Origin of the sequence: Streptomyces sp. SolWspMP-5a-2 (assembly GCF_900091845.1) — a bacterium.
Taxonomy (GTDB): Bacteria; Actinomycetota; Actinomycetes; order Streptomycetales; family Streptomycetaceae; genus Streptomyces; species Streptomyces doudnae.
Map to the genome: position 1 here is coordinate 1 of NZ_FMCI01000381.1, position 18,158 is coordinate 18,158.

The window sequence follows — 18,158 nt, forward strand, 5'->3', positions numbered from 1 at the left end:
GAGGGAGCCACGGCGATCTCTTGACCAACTGATTGACATAGGTGGGTCGTCCACACCATGTGAAGGCATGCCGTACGGCCTAACCTGCGGCGCGGTCCGCCCGTCCGGCTCTATAGGCGGGCGGTCCGACAGCACGATGTCCAGGAGACACGTGAGCACAGCAACGATTTCAACTGCAGTACGGCAGCGCGCCTTGTGGCGAAGTCGGCGCGGGCCAATTCCTGGCCTTTGCCGTCGAAGTGTGTATCTTCTGCGCCAGGTGCAGGCCAAAATTGGCCTGCGTGCACCGGTAAATCGCTCCGATGACAGAAGTAGTTTGCTCGCACCCGTCTCTTCCGGAAGATCGCCGGTCGAATCGGAGAACGAGCTCACCACGCTATACCATCATCGTAGACTGCCACTGGTCCGGTTGGCTCTCCTCTTGGTCGATGACCTCCCAACGGCAGAAGATGTAGTGCAAGATGCCTTCGCAGCATTGATGCGCCGGCATGGGCGACGACTTGCCGAACTGGACGACCCGGAAGCGTACTTGCGCACCAGCGTGATCAACGCCGCCCGGTCGGTACTACGCCGGCGACGAACCGCACGCGCTTACATTCCGGAGCGCTCACTGCACATGCCGTCGGCAGACAGTGGCGTTCTTATCTCCGAGACGCATCAGGAGGTGATCAACGCTGTGCGGTGTCTTACTCAGCGGCAGCGCGAAGTTCTGGTTTTGCGTTACTGGTCAGACCTTACCGAAGCCCAGATCGCCGACTCCCTTGGAGTTTCCCGCGGGACGGTTAAATCAACCGCCAGTCGAGCCCTGGGCGTTCTCGCTAGACAACTGGAGACAACCCAATGACCGAGAGACTTCCCCGGCGATACGTGTCTCCCGACGGTCGGCTGCTGACGGGCATCCTCCTATGAACGCCGGCCAGATTCACCAACACGGCGTCGAACAGCGGCTACGCGATGCTTTGCACGCCTGGGCCGACAGCACTGAGGTGATCGACCTTCGGCCCGCAGCGGCTCCTTCTATGCGGCGGCGGACGTTCATTCCCCCTAGTCGAATGATCATCGCCTTGGCCGGCACGGCAGCTGCTCTGATCTGCATAGTGCTTGCGGTGACGGGGCGTCACTCGGAGAGCCCGGTTCACCCCACTACCACTCCCTTGCATAGCCCTTCGCCGACGAGCACACCCGATTCCCCTGCCGAAACGGACACTCTCCCCAGGGAAGGGGTCTCGGAAGGGAGACCTGCACCGTCGACCAGCGGATAGCAAGGGTAAACCTTGTTCACACGGTCTGAATTGAGTACTGCGGGCGACAGTCGAGGAGGCAAGCAGCGCGGTCGCTAGATGAGTAGGCCCCGGCCATGTCGCCGGGGCGAGGCGCGGTGTCCCTGGTCTTGACCGGTGCGCGCCGAACACCAGCCCGTGCTCACAGGCAGAGGCGCAGCAGCACGGATGGTTCCGCGTCAGCGCGATCCGCGTCGGATCGGTGCCGGTCAGATGTAGACGAGCACCGTTCCACTGCCACCGGTTAGAAGCGCACCTTCGCAGCGTCAACCGCCGCGACGACGTCCTCGCCCCACCCTTGAGGCCTCGAGGTCTCCTTCCCTACGCGGTCCTGCCCAGCGGCGCCGTCTGCGAGGCCGTGGTCTCCGTCAGTGCCCGCTCCGCGCGGACTCGGGGCGCCGCTGCGGCGTGGGCGACCTCGGCTTGACGGTGGCGCTGGAGGCGGACCCGCTCGAGCGGGGTCGGCGCGCCTTCCGCGACGATGTCGGTTCCGGGAATGCGCGGCGGGACAGCTCCCCCTCGCGGCGGTCTGCCGCTCCACCGCTGCCGCGGCGCCCGAGTCGACGCGGGATGGAGGTGCTGTCTGGCGGCGGGTGTCGATCGCGCGGCTGTAGCCCTCGGGCGGGGGCCGGCGCTCCACCGGCCTGACGGACGCGGCGTAGGCCGATCATGTTGTCGCAGGCACCGCACTGCCGGGACGTGTTCTGTCACCGCAACACGGGTCGGGCGATACCGGCTGCTGGGCCAGGCTGCGGTGGGTCAGCCGTGGTCTTCGGTGCCTGGGGTGCGTCCTGTGCTGGTGAGGGTGTCCTTGAGTGCTCGTCAGTAGGTCAGCGGCGTACGTAGCCCTATTTCGCGATCTCCAGGAATTTGCGAGCAACTTAGAGAAGTCTATTGAAGCTGGGGGAACAGGGTCGATCGAGATCGGTTTGGCCGATTTTGTCACTCTTCAACAGCGCCGCCAAGCCCGGATGTCCGCCCAGGACGAGGAGAGCTTCTTCGTCGACGCGCTCACCGAGTGCCAGTGGGCCACGGGACTCGGCCGGATTGGCAACATCGAGGATCGACCAGCTGATCAAGCCGGTCATCGAGGTCTGCGACTTCTACGGCACCGTGCCGTGGCGTCTGAACCCGCGCGAGGTCGACAAGTACTTCGCTGGCCCGGGGAAGCGCGCGCACGACACGCACCGGCAGAAGCTCAACCACATCGACGCGTTCTTTGCCTTCCTCGAACAGCGCTACGCCCACGAGATCATGATGCGGTTCGGGGCGACGGTGGAGTCACCGGTCGCCCGTTCAACAAACCCGTGCGCCGTGGCGGCTTTGGGCTGAGGATCCCGCCCTCACAGACGGCGATGAAGGAGTTCTTCGCTCGATGGCGGGATCAGTTGCCGTACGCCCGGAAGTACGCCGTGGCATGCCGCGACTACGTCATGACGAAGATCGGATACATCTCCGGGCTCCGGGCTGCCGAGCTGTGCCCGGTGACGATCGGGGACGTCCACTGGGAGCACGGCCAGTGGGGCCGGTTCGTCGTCCAGGGCAAGGGTGGCCGCGGCTCGGGGCCGCGGCCCCGCGAGGTGTACATGTTCCGCGAGGGGCGCGAGTTGCTCTGGTGGTACATAGAGGAGGTTCGAGCGGAGTTCGGCGACGACGTCGAACACCCATCAGCACCTCTGTGGCCGTCCGAGCGGAAGCCGAAGGCGGTAGCGGCGCTCAACCTACCGATCGCTCCGGCGATCACACCGGCGACGTTCCGCCGCCAGCTCCACGCGGCGGCGGGGAAGTACCTGACCGGACCGGTCACCGACTTCTTCCCGCAACTCCTTCGGCACGCCTGCGCAACCCACAACTACGAGCGAGGTATGACGTTGTGGGAGGTCCAGCGCAATTTCGGCCACGAATGGGCCACCACGACTCTTTGGTACATGGCGACTGCACACGCCGACCCTGAGCATGCCAAAGTTGCAGCGAGCTCTCGGGCGGCCCAGCGCCTGGTGACGGACTAGGGGAACTGCGGTGAAGTGGAATCTGAGGATGGTGGCCGCTCAACGGGACCTGTGGCGTCCCACCGAGCTGCTGATGGCGTTCAAGACGGTCGGGTTCACGCCGTTGCTGAGCAAGGTCGCCTCGATGTGGAGCGGCACACCGGTCACAGTGCGGCTCGACGACCTGGACAAGATCTGCGCAGTGCTGAACTGCACCGTCGGCGATCTACTCCAGGCCGAGCCGCTGGAGGCCGCCGCGGGAGAGAGCGAGGTACTGCCGAAAGCAGTGGGCGCCGAGGACACCGGTGGAGGGCCTGTACGGCCGATGCCCCGTCGGTAGAACAGCCGTCGTTCGCTGCCGCCGAACTGACGGATGACCGCAAGATCTCATCCAGCCCAGTGCTCGGACTGCAAGGCCGGAGCGTGCTCGGGCTGACGGTGTGCCAGGGGTGTACGGAATGGCGGAAGAAGCATCCTGAGCAGGATACGTGCCTGCGCTGCCGCCACACGGGCTACCTGAACTCCGACTCCTTGTGCCGGGCGTGCCTGCACGCTGTCCGGCTCGACGCCGACGCCGAGCGGGGCACCGACCCTGAAGGCGCTGGCCCAGGAAGCCGCCAGCTGATGCTCCTCTACTACGGTCTCGCCCCACCCGCGCCCAACCCCTGAAGAAGTACGGTAGGCGCACAGGCCGCGTCGACCAGCGCGAACGGCCGCACTGGCTGGAACACATACGCGCGGCCGCCGCCCCGGCCCGAGACGACCCCGCGGTCCTTCCGTCCACGGTCCCGGGGCAGATGCCGCTCTTCCCCGTCCGCCGAATACCGTCCATCGACATCTGCCGGCGCATTCTGCAGAGGCCACTCACCGGCTACGCCGAAGTCGTCGAGCACACCGCGGCGTTCGCCGCGGAGACCGGCGTGGGCAAACCCATGCAGCGCAAACTGCACGAGATGCTGCGCCTCGCGCTCGCCGTTCGCGACGCCGACGACTTCCTACTTGCTCTATGGTTTCTACCAGCCCGGAGACGACAACGAGCCGACCCCAGTCTCCCTGGACGCCCGAGCTATCGGGGACCACGGGTTCGTGACCCTCGGCTACGAAGCTTACTCTCTGACATATTTGGATCGGTTCCGCCTGCCTGGGCTGCTGTGGGCGGCCCTACCTCTCTTCCTGCTCTCGCTGGCGCTGCATCTGTTCCTTGTGAGGGACAGGGCGACGCAGCCGCTGCGGCGGCGCCAGACGCGCCGTGTCGGATTGGCGGCACCGGCGACCGAACACGGCGAGCGGGCATGAGTAATACATCAGGCTGTCTCCGGCACCTTGTGAGCAGCGGGGGCGAGACCACTGCCTTGGCCGGGTCGGAGGCACTCCGCCCGCAGCGACAGCTGTCACGTGGTCGAAGGACTTCGCTGCATGAAGTGCGACTCCACCTCTACCTACCCAGGCAGGACACCATGGGCAGGGGCCGCTGGCACGCCTCGACCTCCTGGTCGAGCGCCACCAGTGCCTGCCCCGAGTCGACGGGGACAGCTTCGTCAACTCCATGCTGGCACGGTCCAGGACCGTATATACATGCATAAAGCACTGCAAAGAAGACCCCAAGACGGCCTGCCGCTTATCTGGCCGTCGACACGTACACGCGGCCAGCCAGAGCGCAAGCTTCGGGCCGTGTCCTGTTCACCCGGATGTCCCTGGTGACGTCTGATCCACAGCCGTCAAACCCGTACACGAGGCCCTATGATTCGTGGACTCGCGTACGGGTTGCTGCAGCCTGACGTCCAGGATTCTTGGAACCTGTGCGCTTTTCACCGAGACGTTGCGAAACTCGATCCGGACTGCCGACGGGACGTCTCTGCGGCGCTGTCTCCTCACGTCGGCCCACAATGGCAGTAGGTGGGGACGCTGTACCTGGCTGGGTTTGCGTGCTTGGTGGATGCGAGAGGGGTAATCAGTTGGAGAACACCTTGGGCTTGGTCCTGGATGGCGTGGAACGCCGGGTGACCAGTTCTTGAATCCGGACCCATCAACCGGCGAAACCGCTACCAACTACTGCGGAACTTGACCTTGCGGTACCAGACTCACAGAGCAAGATCAGACGCTCAGTTGCGAGGAGAGTTGTTTCATGCACTACCGATCGCTCGGTCGCACCGGTGTTCGAGTCAGCCCGCTCTGCCTCGGCGCGATGATGTTCGGTCCCTGGGGCAATGAGGACGAGGCCGATTGCGTGCGGATCATCCACCGTGCCCTCGACTCAGGCATCAACTTCGTTGACACCGCCGACGTGTACTCCGCCGGGGTCTCCGAGGAGATCGTCGGTAAGGCACTCGTGGATCGACGCGATAACGTTTTCCTCGCCACCAAGTTCTTCATGCCGATGAGCCGCAACGACCCTAACCATCGAGGCGGTTCACGGCGTTGGATCATCCGCGCGGTCGAGGACTCGCTGCGCCGGCTCGGCACGGACTACATTGACCTCTACCAGGTGCACCGCCCTAGCCCGGACACGGATGTCGCCGAGACTCTCGGAGCGCTGTCCGATCTTGTGCATCAGGGCAAGGTTCGCTATCTCGGGTCCTCGTCGTACTCCGGCTCCCAGATCGCGGAGGCCCAGTGGGTTTCCCAGGAACGCCGTCTGGAGCGGTTCGTGACCGAGCAGCCGCCCTATTCGGTCTTGGTACGAGGTATCGAGGAGGACGTGCTCCCCGCTGCGCGCCGTCACAGCATGGGCACTTTGACCTACAGTCCCCTCGCCGGTGGGTGGCTCTCTGGCCGCTACCGCATGGATTCCTCCACCGGCCCCGCTTCTGCGGCACGCCCCGCAGCCCGCTTCGACGTGCATACCCCTGCGAACCGGCGCAAGCTCGAAGCCGCCGAACAGCTCGCGCTGTTGGCGGCAGAGGCCGGTCTCACTCCGATCGAGTTGGCCGTCGCCTTCGTGGTCAACCATCCAGGTGTGACCTCGGCGATCATCGGACCGCGCACGATGAAGCAGCTCGACGCGTTTTTGCCGGCCTTGGATGTCACACTGTCGGCCGATGTACTCGACCGCATCGACGAGATCGTGGCGCCCGGGGTGACGCTCAACCCCGCCGACAACAGCTACGGCGACTTCGAGCTGCGAGCCGACCGGCGCCGCCGCTGACGGGCTGGAAGCGGCCGTCCGGGGTCAGCGGGCGTTGAACCTGGGCGGCCGCCTGGCCTGGCCTGCGGCGATGCCCTCGGTGCTGTCCTCAGTGGCCCACAGGCGCTGTTGTTCCGCCAGTTCGTGCACAACTGCCTTCTCGACCGCGTCGGCGAGGCCTGCCCGCAGCGTCGCACGTATGGACAGCACCGCCAGAGGCGCCGCGCGGGCGATATCCTGGGCCCATTCCATCGCGGTGGTGCGCACGGAGCCTGGTTCGGCGAGCCGGTCGGCGAGACCGATGTCCACGGCTTCGGCACCTCCTATACGACGGCCGGTGTAGAACAGGTCCGCTGCCCGTTGCGCGCCGATGACGCGGGGTAGCGTGACACTGAGACCGAATCCGGGATGGAAGCCCAGCTGGGAGAAGTTCGCTGCGAAGCGGCTGCCTGGCTCGGCCACGCGGAAGTCAGCTGCACAGGCGAGTCCCAGGCCACCGCCGATCGCGCCTCCCTGCACTGCGGCGACGACAGGCTTCGGCGCTCGGAAGATGCGTACGGCCTGCTGGTAGAGCCGGCGAGAGGTGTCCGCGCGGGACTCCGGTGTGAAGTCGCCGCCGTCCGCGAAGTCGGCACCCGCGCAGAAATGTTTCCCCTGCGAGCAGAGCACGATTACGCGGCACTGCGGATCGCGACCGAGTGCGGTCAGAGTGTCCGCAAGAGCGCGGACCAGAGGCTCGTCGAAGAAGTTGGCTGGAGGGCGGCGGAGTTCGACGACGCCCACGCCGCCGGCAAGGTCGACGCGCAGGCCGTCGCCCGACCCGGCGGCTGCGTTGCTGGAGGTGTTCACTCTGGAACCTCTCTGCGCGGAGGGATGTGAAGAAGGTGGAGGAAAGGGGTACCCGTAGAACCCGGTGTGGGGGAGGTCGGCGCTCTCACAGCCCCAAGGACTTGGCGATGATCGTCTTCATCACTTCGCTGGTGCCGCCGTAGATCCGGGTGACCCGGGCATCGGCGTACAGGCGGCAGATGTCGTACTCACGGATGTACCCATAACCTCCGTGAAGCTGCAGACACGCGTCGACCACGAGTCCTTGTGTCTCCGTGCAGTACAGCTTGACCCGGGCAGCGTCCGCCGCACTCAAGGCGCCCTCCTCGTGGTCCGCTATGGCACGGTCGAGCAGGGCCTGACCTGCTGCGACGCGGGTATCAAGGTCCGCTAGGGTGAATTTGGTGTTCTGGAAGCTCGACAGGGCCTTGTCGAAGACGCGGCGCTCCTTGACGTAGGCGGTGGTGATGTCCAACGCCGTCACGGACTGGGCCTGGGCGTTGACCGCGATCGAGAGCCGCTCCTGAGCCAGATTGCCGGTCAGGTACTCGAACGCCCGGCCCTCCTCGCCCAGCATGTTGTCATGCGGTACGAGCACGTCGTCGAAGAAGAGCTCCGAGGTGTCCTGGGTCATCAGCCCCAGCTTCTTAAGGAGCCTGCCGCGCTGGAAACCCTTCATCCCGTCCTCGACGACCAGCAACGACAGGCCGCCGCGCCGGTTCTCGGACCGGGACGTACGGGCCACGACCACGACGATATCGGCCTGACTGCCCCCGGTGATGAAGGTCTTCGAGCCGCTCACCACCCACCCCTGTGCGGTGTGCCGGGCCGTGGTGGCCATGCCGGCCAGATCCGACCCCGCGCCGGGTTCCGACATGGCGATGGCCGACATCAGCGTGCCGTCGGCCATCCCGGGCAGCCAGCGTTCGCGCTGCTCCGGAGTGGCGTAGGCCATCACATAGGGCATGACGACATCGGTGTGCACACGCAGAGAGCCGAGCGTGGCCCGGCTGTAGGCGACCTGCTCGGTGAGTACGCAGTTGAACAGGAAGGACTTGGCCCCACCGCCTCCGTACTCGGTGGGCACCTGGAGGCCGAGAGCGCCCAGCGAGGCGACATCCCGGTAGAGGGAACGCGGCACCGCGCCTTTCTCCTCCCACTCGGTCAGGTGCGGGACGACCTTCTTTGTGAGGAAGTCCTGCAGGGTGTCGGCGAAGGCGTGGTGTTCCGGACCGTACAGCGTTCGGCGCATGGTCGATCAGCTCTCTCGATGAGGCTCGGACGCTGAGCTGCCGAGCACGATGGCGTTGTCCCGGCCCGGAGCGGGAGCGGGCCAGGGGGGCGAGGTCCGGGTACGGCTGAAACGGGGGGCGGGCGCTGGCTGGACGACACCGCCCACGTCGATGAAGGTCCCGCGCGCGCTGGCATGAGTGTCCTCATGGGCGTCGTCGAGCCCGAGAACGGGACTGACACAGGCGTCGGTGCCGGCGAAGACCTCCAGCCATGACTGGCGTGGACGCGACGCGAACAGTCCTTCCAGACGCTTCCGGATCGCGGCCCAGTTGTCAGGCCGTGTGCGGTCCGTGGTGAGAACGGGGTCGTCGGAGGCACCGAGTCCTTCCAGGAGGGCGCGGTAGAACTGGTCTTCCAGCGCGCCGACGGCAAGAAACCGTCCGTCCGCGCACGGATAGACGGTGTAGTAAGGGGCACTGCCGTCGAGGAAGTTCTCACCGCGCTGTGCTGTCCAGCGTTCCTGTGCCATCAGCCCGTACAGCAAGGAGCTCAAGGTGGCCGTTCCGTCGACGATCGCCGCGTCCACCACCTGTCCCTCGCCCGTGTTCCGAGAGTGGAGCAGGGCGGCGAGGACGCCGACGACGAGCAGCATTCCGCCCCCGCCGAAGTCCCCCAGCAGATTCAGCGGCAGGCCGGGAGGGCCGTTCGCCGGTCCCATCGCGCCCAGCGCACCGGATACAGCGATGTAGTTGATGTCGTGACCCGCGGTCCTTGCGTAGGGGCCGTCCTGGCCCCAACCTGTCATACGGCCGTACACCAGCGCCGGGTTACGGGCCAGACAGGAATCCGGGCCTAGACCGAGCCGCTCCATCACACCGGGGCGGAAGCCCTCGATGAGTATGTCCGCGCGCTCCACGAGATCCAGTACGGTGTCGGTGGAGCCGGGCTGTTTGAGGTTGAGGGCCACTGATGTCCGGCCACGGCCTAGCACGTCTGTAGCCGGTGCGTAGGGGCCAGCCCCGGGTGCCGGGCGTTCGACGCGGACGACGTCGGCGCCGAGGTCGGCCAGCATCATGCCGCAGAACGGTGCGGGCCCGATGCCTTTGAGCTCGACCACCCGTACCCCGGACAGCGGGCCCGTCACCGGGTCAGTTCCTTGAGCTGTGCGACCGTGCGTGGTGCTTCGGAGCCCGCGTTCACGTTGACTCGGAAGTTGGTCACTCCGGCGGCGCGGAATGCGGCCAGACGGTCTCGCACGTATTTGGGGGGGCCGCAGACGGTCAGGGCCTCGACGAGCCGGTCGGACAGTGCTGCCGCCGCCTCTTCGGGCTTGTGCTCCAGATAGAGGTCCTGCACCCGCTTCGCCTCCTCGGGGAATCCGTAGCGGTGGATGAGGGTGTTGTAGAAGTTGGCTCCTCGGGCACCCATACCGCCGATGTAGCGGGCGAGAGAGGGGCGGGCACGGTCTCGGGCCGCCTGGGCTGCGTGCTGGGACTCGCTGGTTATCTCGGTGTGCGCGCTGACGGCGATCTGTAGTGGCGGCAGGCGCGGATCACGGTCCGCCGCTCCCTTGCGCAGGTCCTCCCCCCAGGCGCGGTCGGCGAGTTCCGGGATGAAAAGCATGGGCAGCCATCCGTCGGCCTGTGCAGCCGTCAGCTGCACGTTTCGCGGCCCCATACTGGCCAGCCAGATCGGAATGTGCGAGCGCACTGGATGCGTCATCAGTTTGAGGGGTTTGCCCAGGCCGGTGCCGCGGTCCGACGGGAGGGGCAGTTGCACGCTGCGTCCCTCGTACACGCTCAGTTCGCGGCGCCAGATCATGCGGCAGACCTCCATGACCTCCCGACTGCGTTCGAGTGGACGGGTAAAGGGAACACCGTGCCAGCCCTCGACGACCTGCGGGCCAGAGGTCCCCAGCCCCAGGTCGAACCGTCCGCCAGTGAGCTCGTCGCAGGAGGCAGCCGTCTGCGCGATGAGCGCGGGGGAACGGCTGAACACGTTCAGTACGGCGCTGCCGAGCCGCATGCGGGTCGTGGCCGCGGCGCAGAAGCCGATCACCGAGACCGCGTCACGCCCGTAGGCCTCCGGTACCCAGACCATGTCCGCGCCGGCTGCCTCGACATCGCGCAAATAGGCCCGCAGGGCCGACGCGTCCGCGGTCAGGTCTACGTTGACAGCGAGGACGAGTGGATCGCTCACAGTTGTCTTCTCCGTTCGGTATTGTCCGTTCAGTTCTGCCGTGAGGCGATCAGGGCGGCGAGCTGCCCGCGGTGGTGCGTCGCGTCGCCGTGCAGATGAGCGGTGGCTCGTGCGCGTCTGAGGTACAGATGGATGTCGTGCTCCCAGGTGAAGCCGATCCCGCCATGGATCTGCAGGGCATCGGAGGCGCAGGCGTTGAAGGCGTCCGCGCAGAAAGACTTGGCGAGGCTGACGGCCACCTCGAGGTCCGGCGCATCGGACTCCAGCGCACTGACGAGGTGATGGGTGACCGAACGTGCCGACTCCGCCCGGGCGAGCATGTCGGCACAGCGGTGCTTGACCGCCTGGAACGATCCGATCCTGCGACCGAACTGTGTGCGCTGAAGGGCGTACTCGACAGTCATGTCCAGGCACTGTTCCGCGCCGCCGAGCTGCATGGCGCACAGGCAGGCGGCTGAGACGGCCGCCGTCCGGTTGAGCAGCCGCAGGACCTCGTCCCGGGGGAGTCCCGGGGCGAGCCGGATGGCGGGCGCCCCGCTCAGCCGCAGCCTGCCCACCGGCTGGGTGGGGTCCAGACAGACGAGGGGAAGCCGCCCCGCGCCGGTCCCTTCGGTGGACAGGGCGAACACCGCGAGCCCATCGGGGGTGCCAGCGACGACGAGGACGAGGTCTGCCGTGCCGAGGTCCGTGACGAAACGGACCTCGCCGTCGAGCGTCCAGGCGGTATCGGTGGTCCGGGCCTCGACGGAGATGCCATCCGGGTTCCAGAGGCCAGTGTTATCCAGCCATGCGACGGTGGCGATAGTCGTTCCCTCGGCGACCGACGGCAGTCGATCGCGCGCGAACTCGTCGCCGCCCTCGGCCAGACCAGTGAGCAGCACGGCCGCAGTGACTGCCGATGACAGGTAGGGAGCGGCCACCACCAGTCGGCCCAGCTCTTCGCTGACGAACGCGGCCTCGGTTACGCCCGCGCCCGCACCCCCGTACCGCTCGGGCACGAGGATCCCGGCCGCGCCCATGCGGCACAACCCTGCCCATGCCTCCCTGTCAAACGGAAATCCGTCCTCCAGGGAGCGGCGGCTGATCTCGATCGGCCAAGAACGGGACAGATAGCGGCGCACTTCCGTGCGGAAGCTCAACTGCTCCTCGTGCGGGGTCAGCATCATGAGGCATCCACCAGTCCTGCGGTGACGTGAGACAAGAGGTCGAGCTGAGGGAGCGCGTCCTCGAAGAGCAGCGACAGGAACAGACCGTCCAGCTCCGACGTCAGGCCGTCGACGCGTTCCCGGCACTCCTCCACCGTGCCGATGATCGCGAAGCGGTCCAAGAGGTACGACTCGATGTCGGGACGGTCGGCGAACAGGTCGGCCACCGGACTGTGCCCGGACCGTCCGTGCCAGGCGAAGTCGTAGGACGCGTACCGCTCGGCGAGCACAGGCTGGTACTCGTCGGGGACGTTCTTACCCTCGAAGGTCGCCGCGAAGTTGAAGCGGGAGGCGCTGACCGCCCGTGCCAGCAGACGTCGCCTGAGCGCGGGAATGTCGCCCTGGCGTCGCGCGATCCCGATGCGGACCGACCCCCACACCTCTACGGCGCCCGCACGCTCTGAGCGTGCGCGTTCCTCCTGGGCGCGTGCGCGCAGCCCACGCAGGGCGGTCAGGTCCAGGCCCGCCCCCGCGATGAGGGCGTCCGCGCACCGCCCGGCCGCAGCGGCGGCCTTGGGGCCGCTCGCGGCGAGCATCAGCGGGACACCGGGCGCCTGTTCTCGCAACGCCTCCAGATGGCGTTCCACCTCTTTCAGCGATGCCGGGGCCAGCCCGAATGTACGGACTGCCGAGTCGCCGCGGCCCATACCGATGGCGAACCGGCCCGGGGCCAGGGCTCCCAGCCCGCGCGCGGCGGAGGAGTGCACGGAGACATGGCGCGTCGCGGGGTTGGTCACGCTCGGCAGCACGGTCAGCCGATCCGTCGCCATGAGCGCTTGCGCGCAGGCCCCGTATAGCTCGTCGTAGTGCGGGGAGTCGCCGATGCCCAGCCCCCACAGACCCGCTCGTTCGGCGCCACGGGCAACCAGTCGGGTCAGGTCAGGGTTGATCGGCAGCCAGTTGGCGCACAGTTTCATTGGTTCACTTCCTGCCAGGGCCGGTGGCGGCTGGGGTCCTCTTCCCTGGGCAGTCCGAGCGCACGTTCGGCCACCTGGTTGCGCAGTACCTCCGAGGTGCCGCCGGCGATCGTCTTGGCCTGTACCCGCAGGTAAGCCCACACGTTGTGCGCGGTCCAGTCGTCTTCCGGGTCCCGGGCGACGGCGTCCATGCCGGCGAGATCGACGAAGAGCTGCTGCAGGCGTTTGGTGTGCTCGGCCTGGAGGATCTTGTTGAAGGGGGCGCCGCGACGGATGGGACCACGGCCGGCCCGGCGTTCCACGGCGGCTCGCAGATTGTTCAGTTCGACGACGCGGCTCTCCACGTACACCCGTACCAGTTCGTCGAGTCGGCCCGCGTCGAGCTGGTCGCCGAATCGCGCGACGGCCTCCTGGACGCCGCGCCCGACCACGGAACCTGGGGGAGCCGCCCCCACGCCGGAGCCCGCCGACCGCTCGAAGGCGAGGACGGCTCGGACGACTTCCCATCCCGCGCCCGGCGCGCCGAGTCTCAAGCTGTCGTCGACCGCCACATTGTCGAGCACGACCTCGAAGAACTCGTGGTCACCCGTGAGCTGGCGGATCGGGCTGACGCTGACCCCGGCGGCCTTCATGTCGATACAGAAGGCGGTGAGTCCGGCGTGCTTGGAGACCGTCGGGTCGGTGCGGCAGAGCGCCAGTCCCCACTGGGCGACGTCTGCGCGACTGGTCCAGATCTTGGTGCCCGAGACCAGCCAGCGGTCGCCGTCCCGCCGGGCGCGGGTCCGGACTGCGGCGAGGTCGGATCCGGCCTCCGGCTCGCTGAACAACTGGCACCAGAGCGCCTCGTTGCGGGCGATGGGGGGCAGGAGTCGGGTCTTGGCGTCCGGGGCGGCGAACTTGAGGATTGCGGGTCCGACCCACGCGGTACCGATCGCGCTGCGGACGTTGCCGATCCGCCAGCGACGCAGTTCCGTGCGGATGCGGACGGCGTCCTCGGTGTCTAGCTCACGGCCGCCGTAGGCAACGGGCCATTCGGGCGTGAGCCACCCCTCGGCGGCCACTTTGCGCACCACAGCGGCGGCGTCGGGCCCCTGGTTGAATTTCTCCAGGGTCGCGATGTCGTCCTCGGCCGCGGCGCGGACCCAGTCGTCCGGCAGGGACGAGGCCAGCAGTGTGCGGAACTCCTCCAGCGCACTCACCGTGCCTCCGCCCGGGAACGCGGCTCGCCCGCGGCGGCCGGAAGCCGCAGCCGCTGGCTGGTGCGCCGGTCCAGCAGGAGCCCCGCCAGCAGGTTGCGCATGACCTCGGCGGTGCCGCCGCCGATGGCCAGTCCGCGGCCGTCGCGGAAGAGGCGTTCGAGCGGCCACCGGCGGGAGTATCCGCGGGCGCCGTGGAGCTGGATCGCCTCGTTGGTGACGCGCTGAACCATCTCGCTGGAGAACAGTTTCGCCATGACGGTCTCCTGCTGAGGGGGGAAGCCGTCCCCGGCGGCTCGGGCGGCGCGCCAGGTCAGCATGCGGGAGATCTCCACCTCCAGGCCCATGTCGGCGATCTTCCACTGCAGTCCCTGGAAGTCCGCCAGCGGACGGCCGAACTGCTGGCGGGCCTTGAGATGGGCCACGCTGGCATCCAGTGCGCCCTGGGCCAGACCGGTGCACATCGCGGCATTCCCGCAGCGCTCCGGGTTGAACTGGTTGATGAGAATCTCGGCGCCGCGCTTGGAGTCGGACTCCGGGAGGATCAGCACGTCCTCAGCCTCGATCCGTACGCCGTCGAATCTGAACGCGCACTCCGCGACGCCGCGGATGCCCATCTTCGGGTCGACCATGGGCTGGGACATGCCCTCCGGCCTACCCTCGATCAGGACGGCTCCGATGCCGTAAGGCCCGACGGTCCCGGGCAGTCGGCAAAAGACGATCATGGTGTCGGCCTCACGGCCGCCGGTGACCCAGCTTTTGACCCCGTGCAGGCGCCAGCCGTCGTTCTCCGGTCGCAGCTCGGCGGTGAGGTCGGTCCCCGCCGTTCCCGCGCCGGGCTCGCTCATGGCGATGGCGAAGTGGCGGGTGCCGGCGGCCACTCCCGGCAGCAGACGCTGCCGCTGTTCCTCGGTCCCCAGTACGTGGACGGCGCGCCAGGGGCCGTTCAGGAAGGGCTGGGCGGCCATGGCGCTGGAGAGGCATACACGTGCCAGCTCCTCGACTACCAGGCAGCCGGTGAGGAGGCCGAGGCCCCGACCGCCGTACTCCCGCGGAATGGTGACGTTCAGCAGGCCGGCGTCGCGGACGGCGGCAAGGGAACGGTGTGGGAACTCCTCGTTCTCGTCCCAGTGTTGGGCCCACGGGCGCAGCTCGCGCTCGGCCACTTCCCGGGCCAGTGAGCGGATGCCACGCTGCTCCTCGGTCAGTTCATTCCACGAACCCAGACTGTGATCTCCCGAGCGGGCATCGGGTGCCACCGGCTCCCAGACGTCGGACGTCAAGTCGAAGTACTGTTCGTCGGTCATGAGGCAACCACCCTTGCGTCGAGTGCGATGAGCTGTCCGTCGATCTCGATCAGGGGATTGCACTCCACCAGGTCGAGGCCGTGCGCCACAGCGAGGTCGATCAGCCGCGCCGCCGCCGCGGCGAGGAGAGCGGGCAACTGGGTGTACTTGTCGCCGCCGCGCCGGAAGATCTCCGTGCTCAGCCGGGCGGCCATCCACTCCTCGGGTGCGTGGGCAGGGAAGGTGATAGTCCTGGCCATGAGTTCCACGTGGCCGCCGCCCAGTCCGGCGGCCACGATAAGCCCGAGCTGCGGGTCGCGGCGTACCCCGACGAAGAGCTCGGGGCCGGCGCGCATCTGACGCGCGACGATCAGCGAAGGCGAGATGGCCAGCAGCGCGGTCGCGACCGCGTCGATGCTCCGGGCGTCCACGTCGAGTCGAACCCCTCCCTGGGCCGCTTTGTGGGCCAGCGCCGGGAGGTTGGCCTTGGCCACGACGGGCCAACCGAGGTCGTTCCCGGCTCTCAACGCCGCTGACGGGTCCGTGACCTCCTGCCACGGTGCGACCTGGATCCCGGATGCTTCGAGGAAGCGCAGACTGGAGACGGTGTCCGTCCCGGTGAGGGAGGCCGAATCGATGGCTGGCTGCTTCTGCACGGTCCAGGTGGGTTCCTGCAGCATGGAGTGGTCCGGTGTGCCGACCGTCAGGGCGCGAAGGGCCGAGCACGCGGCGTCCAGGCTCGGCAGCACCGGGTGTCCGGCCCGGACGTGGTCGGCGACGGTCGTGGCATCGCCGTCGAGGACGGCTAGCAGGACGGGGACTCCCCGGTCACCTGCGACGGCCTCGGCCTGTCCGGCGCGTCCCACCACCAGGACGGCGTCGACCTCACCGGACTCGGCGAGGACCGCCCGCACCTGGGCCACCCTTTCCGTGTCGCCGATGACCTGGGCGGTGACGTCGACAGGGTTGACTGTGGACGCGTAAGCGGGCAGTAGTTCAGCTACACGCTGCCGGGTGTCCGGACCCAGAGGGGACAGCGGAAGTCCGTGCCGGGCGAGGAGATCGGCCGCCACGACACCAGCGCCGCCCGAACCGGTGATGACTCCGACGCGAGCGCCCCGTGCCCTCGGCAGGAGGGACAGAGCGACCGTGGCGTCGACGAGTTCCTTGTCGGAGTGGACCACCACCGCCCCGTGCAGAGCGCACAGTTCGACCAGCATCGCGTGATCGGTGCTCACGGCCGCGGTGTGGGAACGGGCGGCTCCCGCTCCCGACTCGGATTCCCCGCCGAGCAGCACCACCACCCCGACCGAGTGCTGGCGTGCCTCGCTCAGCAGGTTCTCGAAGGCGTGGACGTCACGCACGCTCTCCAGGTAGAGGGCCAGGGTGCGCGGGCGCAGGGAGTCACTGTGCACGAGGTCGACCGCGATCTCGCAGGCCGTCACATCGTGCTCGTTGCCCGTGCCGACGAATCCGTCGAAGTCGATGCCGTGGAGGCGCGCAGCGCGCACCAGCCGGGCTCCGAAGGCCCCGCTTTGCGACACAAGGAAGACGCCGCTTCCGTGACGGCAGTCCGTCATGTCGTCGAACGCCTGGGCGAAGGTGAGCATGGTGCGTGAGGGGGCGTAGGTGAGTCCCACTGTGTTGGGACCGATCAGTCGACCGCCGGTGTGGTGCAGTGGGCTGTTGAGACCAGCCTCGTCGAAGCCGGAGGAATAAACGATCACATGGGCCGCGCGGTCGCCGAGGTCGGCCACGACGTCGGGGGTCACAGAGGCAGGGACGGCCACCACCGCCACGTCCACCTGACCGTCGATGTCGGCGGCGCTCTTGGCGCGGATGATCTCGCCCGGGTAGCCGGCGTCCTCAAGGTGCCGGACGGTGCGGGCGCCGAGACCGGTGGGCTTGGACAGGGAGCCGATGACGGCGATGCGCGCTGGGGCGAGGAGGCGCTCGATCACCGCAGCTCCGCCGGGATGCGCTGGTCCTTGGTCGTTCCCCATTCGGGAGCCTTGCGCGACTTGAACGCCGCGATGCCTCGCAGCGTCTCACCGAGTGTGCGTACCCAGTTGAGGGTGCGCCGCTCGAAGTTGTAGGCCCGGATGCGGTCGTTCTCCTCCAGGAACTCGTACATCAGGGCCTTGGTCGCGCTCACCGAGACCGGTGCGCAGCGTTCGGCCAGGTCGTGTGCGATCTCCAGGGCGTCGGACAGCACTTGGTCGGGGGGCAGGCAGCGGGAGGCGACGCCGAGCCGGTGGCCTTCCGTGCCGGAGATGGTCCGTCCCGTCAGCAGCAGGTCCATGGCGGCCGAGAAGCCGATCAGACGAGGCAGGAGCCAGGTCGAGTTACGGTCGGGGATGACACCGATGCGGTTGAAGGAGAACGCCAGCCGGGCGTCTTCGGCGACGACGCGGATGTCCCACTGCATGGCCCAGGTCAGCGCGACTCCGATTGCATCGCCGTTGATGGCGGCGATGATGGGCGTGGCTAGTTTCCACGGGGCGCGGTCGGGATCGCTGAGGGACTCTACGCCGTGGGACCGGGTCTCGCGCCAGTCAATCTGGTCGAGATCCGCGCCCACACTGAAGTGTTCGCCACGCCCGGTCACCACGATGGCCCGCACTTCGGGCCGCTGGTCGAGTTCGACCAGTGCGTCCGTCAGCTCCTGCGCCATCCGCGGTGTGTACGCGTTACGTCGTCCCGGACGGTCAAGGTAAATGACTGCAACTGGTCCGTCGACCATGACGGCGATGTCGGTGGGGGCCTCCTGGACGGGAGACCTTTCCTCGGAGGGATATGGCATCTGCTTCTCCTAACTTCGCGGGTGAGTCGGGGAGCTATCAGCGGGCGCCTGATGGCGCCGGATCGTTTCGCCAGAAACGGTCGCGCGGGCATCGGCATG

13 protein-coding genes and 1 pseudogene are annotated in these 18,158 nt (G+C 67.6%); 4 read left to right on the forward strand and 10 right to left on the reverse strand.

Going from position 1 to position 18,158, the window contains the following annotated elements; all coding sequences use genetic code 11:
• Positions 1 to 316: 316 nt before the first annotated feature.
• From GA0115242_RS37530 to GA0115242_RS37550, 4 genes and pseudogenes are all read left to right on the forward strand, one after another.
• A complete protein-coding gene (locus GA0115242_RS37530; RefSeq protein WP_237549542.1) occupies positions 317 to 844 on the forward strand; it encodes a SigE family RNA polymerase sigma factor in 528 nt (175 codons plus the stop codon).
• A 1,407-nt stretch (positions 845 to 2,251) separates the two neighbouring features.
• A pseudogene (locus GA0115242_RS37535) lies at positions 2,252 to 3,289 on the forward strand (tyrosine-type recombinase/integrase).
• 28 nt (positions 3,290 to 3,317) lie between these two features.
• The gene (locus GA0115242_RS37540; protein ID WP_093836159.1) at positions 3,318 to 3,608 is read left to right on the forward strand and encodes a helix-turn-helix domain-containing protein; all 291 of its coding nucleotides are present in this window, start codon (positions 3,318 to 3,320) and stop codon (positions 3,606 to 3,608) included.
• Between the two features lie 1,785 nt (positions 3,609 to 5,393).
• The gene (locus tag GA0115242_RS37550; RefSeq protein ID WP_093836137.1) at positions 5,394 to 6,413 is read left to right on the forward strand and encodes an aldo/keto reductase; all 1,020 of its coding nucleotides are present in this window, start codon (positions 5,394 to 5,396) and stop codon (positions 6,411 to 6,413) included.
• Between the two features lie 24 nt (positions 6,414 to 6,437).
• Here the strand turns inward: GA0115242_RS37550 and GA0115242_RS37555 are convergent, their stop codons facing one another.
• The 10 genes from GA0115242_RS37555 to GA0115242_RS37600 form a co-directional block, all read right to left on the reverse strand.
• A complete protein-coding gene (locus GA0115242_RS37555; protein WP_176729992.1) occupies positions 6,438 to 7,241 on the reverse strand; it encodes an enoyl-CoA hydratase/isomerase family protein in 804 nt (267 codons plus the stop codon).
• An 85-nt stretch (positions 7,242 to 7,326) separates the two neighbouring features.
• Positions 7,327 to 8,472: an acyl-CoA dehydrogenase family protein gene (locus tag GA0115242_RS37560; protein WP_093836138.1), complete on the reverse strand. Its 1,146-nt coding sequence runs from the start codon at positions 8,470 to 8,472 to the stop codon at positions 7,327 to 7,329.
• 6 nt (positions 8,473 to 8,478) lie between these two features.
• Positions 8,479 to 9,597 carry a CaiB/BaiF CoA transferase family protein gene (locus GA0115242_RS37565; RefSeq protein ID WP_093836139.1) on the reverse strand — a complete coding sequence of 373 codons (1,119 nt, stop codon included), beginning with the start codon at positions 9,595 to 9,597 and terminating at the stop codon, positions 8,479 to 8,481.
• Positions 9,594 to 10,652: an LLM class F420-dependent oxidoreductase gene (locus GA0115242_RS37570; protein ID WP_218088675.1), complete on the reverse strand. Its 1,059-nt coding sequence runs from the start codon at positions 10,650 to 10,652 to the stop codon at positions 9,594 to 9,596. Before GA0115242_RS37570 ends, GA0115242_RS37565 begins: the two co-directional genes overlap by 4 nt.
• Before the next feature lie 29 nt (positions 10,653 to 10,681).
• Positions 10,682 to 11,818, reverse strand: a complete 1,137-nt coding sequence (locus tag GA0115242_RS37575; RefSeq protein ID WP_093836140.1) for an acyl-CoA dehydrogenase family protein — start codon at positions 11,816 to 11,818, stop codon at positions 10,682 to 10,684.
• A complete protein-coding gene (locus tag GA0115242_RS37580; protein ID WP_093836141.1) occupies positions 11,815 to 12,774 on the reverse strand; it encodes an LLM class flavin-dependent oxidoreductase in 960 nt (319 codons plus the stop codon). The genes GA0115242_RS37575 and GA0115242_RS37580 overlap by 4 nt, the downstream gene beginning before the upstream one ends.
• The gene (locus GA0115242_RS37585; RefSeq protein WP_161353480.1) at positions 12,771 to 13,973 is read right to left on the reverse strand and encodes an acyl-CoA dehydrogenase family protein; all 1,203 of its coding nucleotides are present in this window, start codon (positions 13,971 to 13,973) and stop codon (positions 12,771 to 12,773) included. The genes GA0115242_RS37580 and GA0115242_RS37585 overlap by 4 nt, the downstream gene beginning before the upstream one ends.
• A complete protein-coding gene (locus tag GA0115242_RS37590; protein WP_093836143.1) occupies positions 13,970 to 15,277 on the reverse strand; it encodes an acyl-CoA dehydrogenase family protein in 1,308 nt (435 codons plus the stop codon). The genes GA0115242_RS37585 and GA0115242_RS37590 overlap by 4 nt, the downstream gene beginning before the upstream one ends.
• Entirely contained in the window at positions 15,274 to 17,217 is a 1,944-nt protein-coding gene (locus GA0115242_RS37595) for an acetate--CoA ligase family protein (protein ID WP_161353482.1), read from the reverse strand. The genes GA0115242_RS37590 and GA0115242_RS37595 overlap by 4 nt, the downstream gene beginning before the upstream one ends.
• Positions 17,214 to 18,059: an enoyl-CoA hydratase/isomerase family protein gene (locus GA0115242_RS37600; RefSeq protein WP_093836145.1), complete on the reverse strand. Its 846-nt coding sequence runs from the start codon at positions 18,057 to 18,059 to the stop codon at positions 17,214 to 17,216. Before GA0115242_RS37600 ends, GA0115242_RS37595 begins: the two co-directional genes overlap by 4 nt.
• Between the last annotated feature and the right edge of the window lie 99 nt (positions 18,060 to 18,158).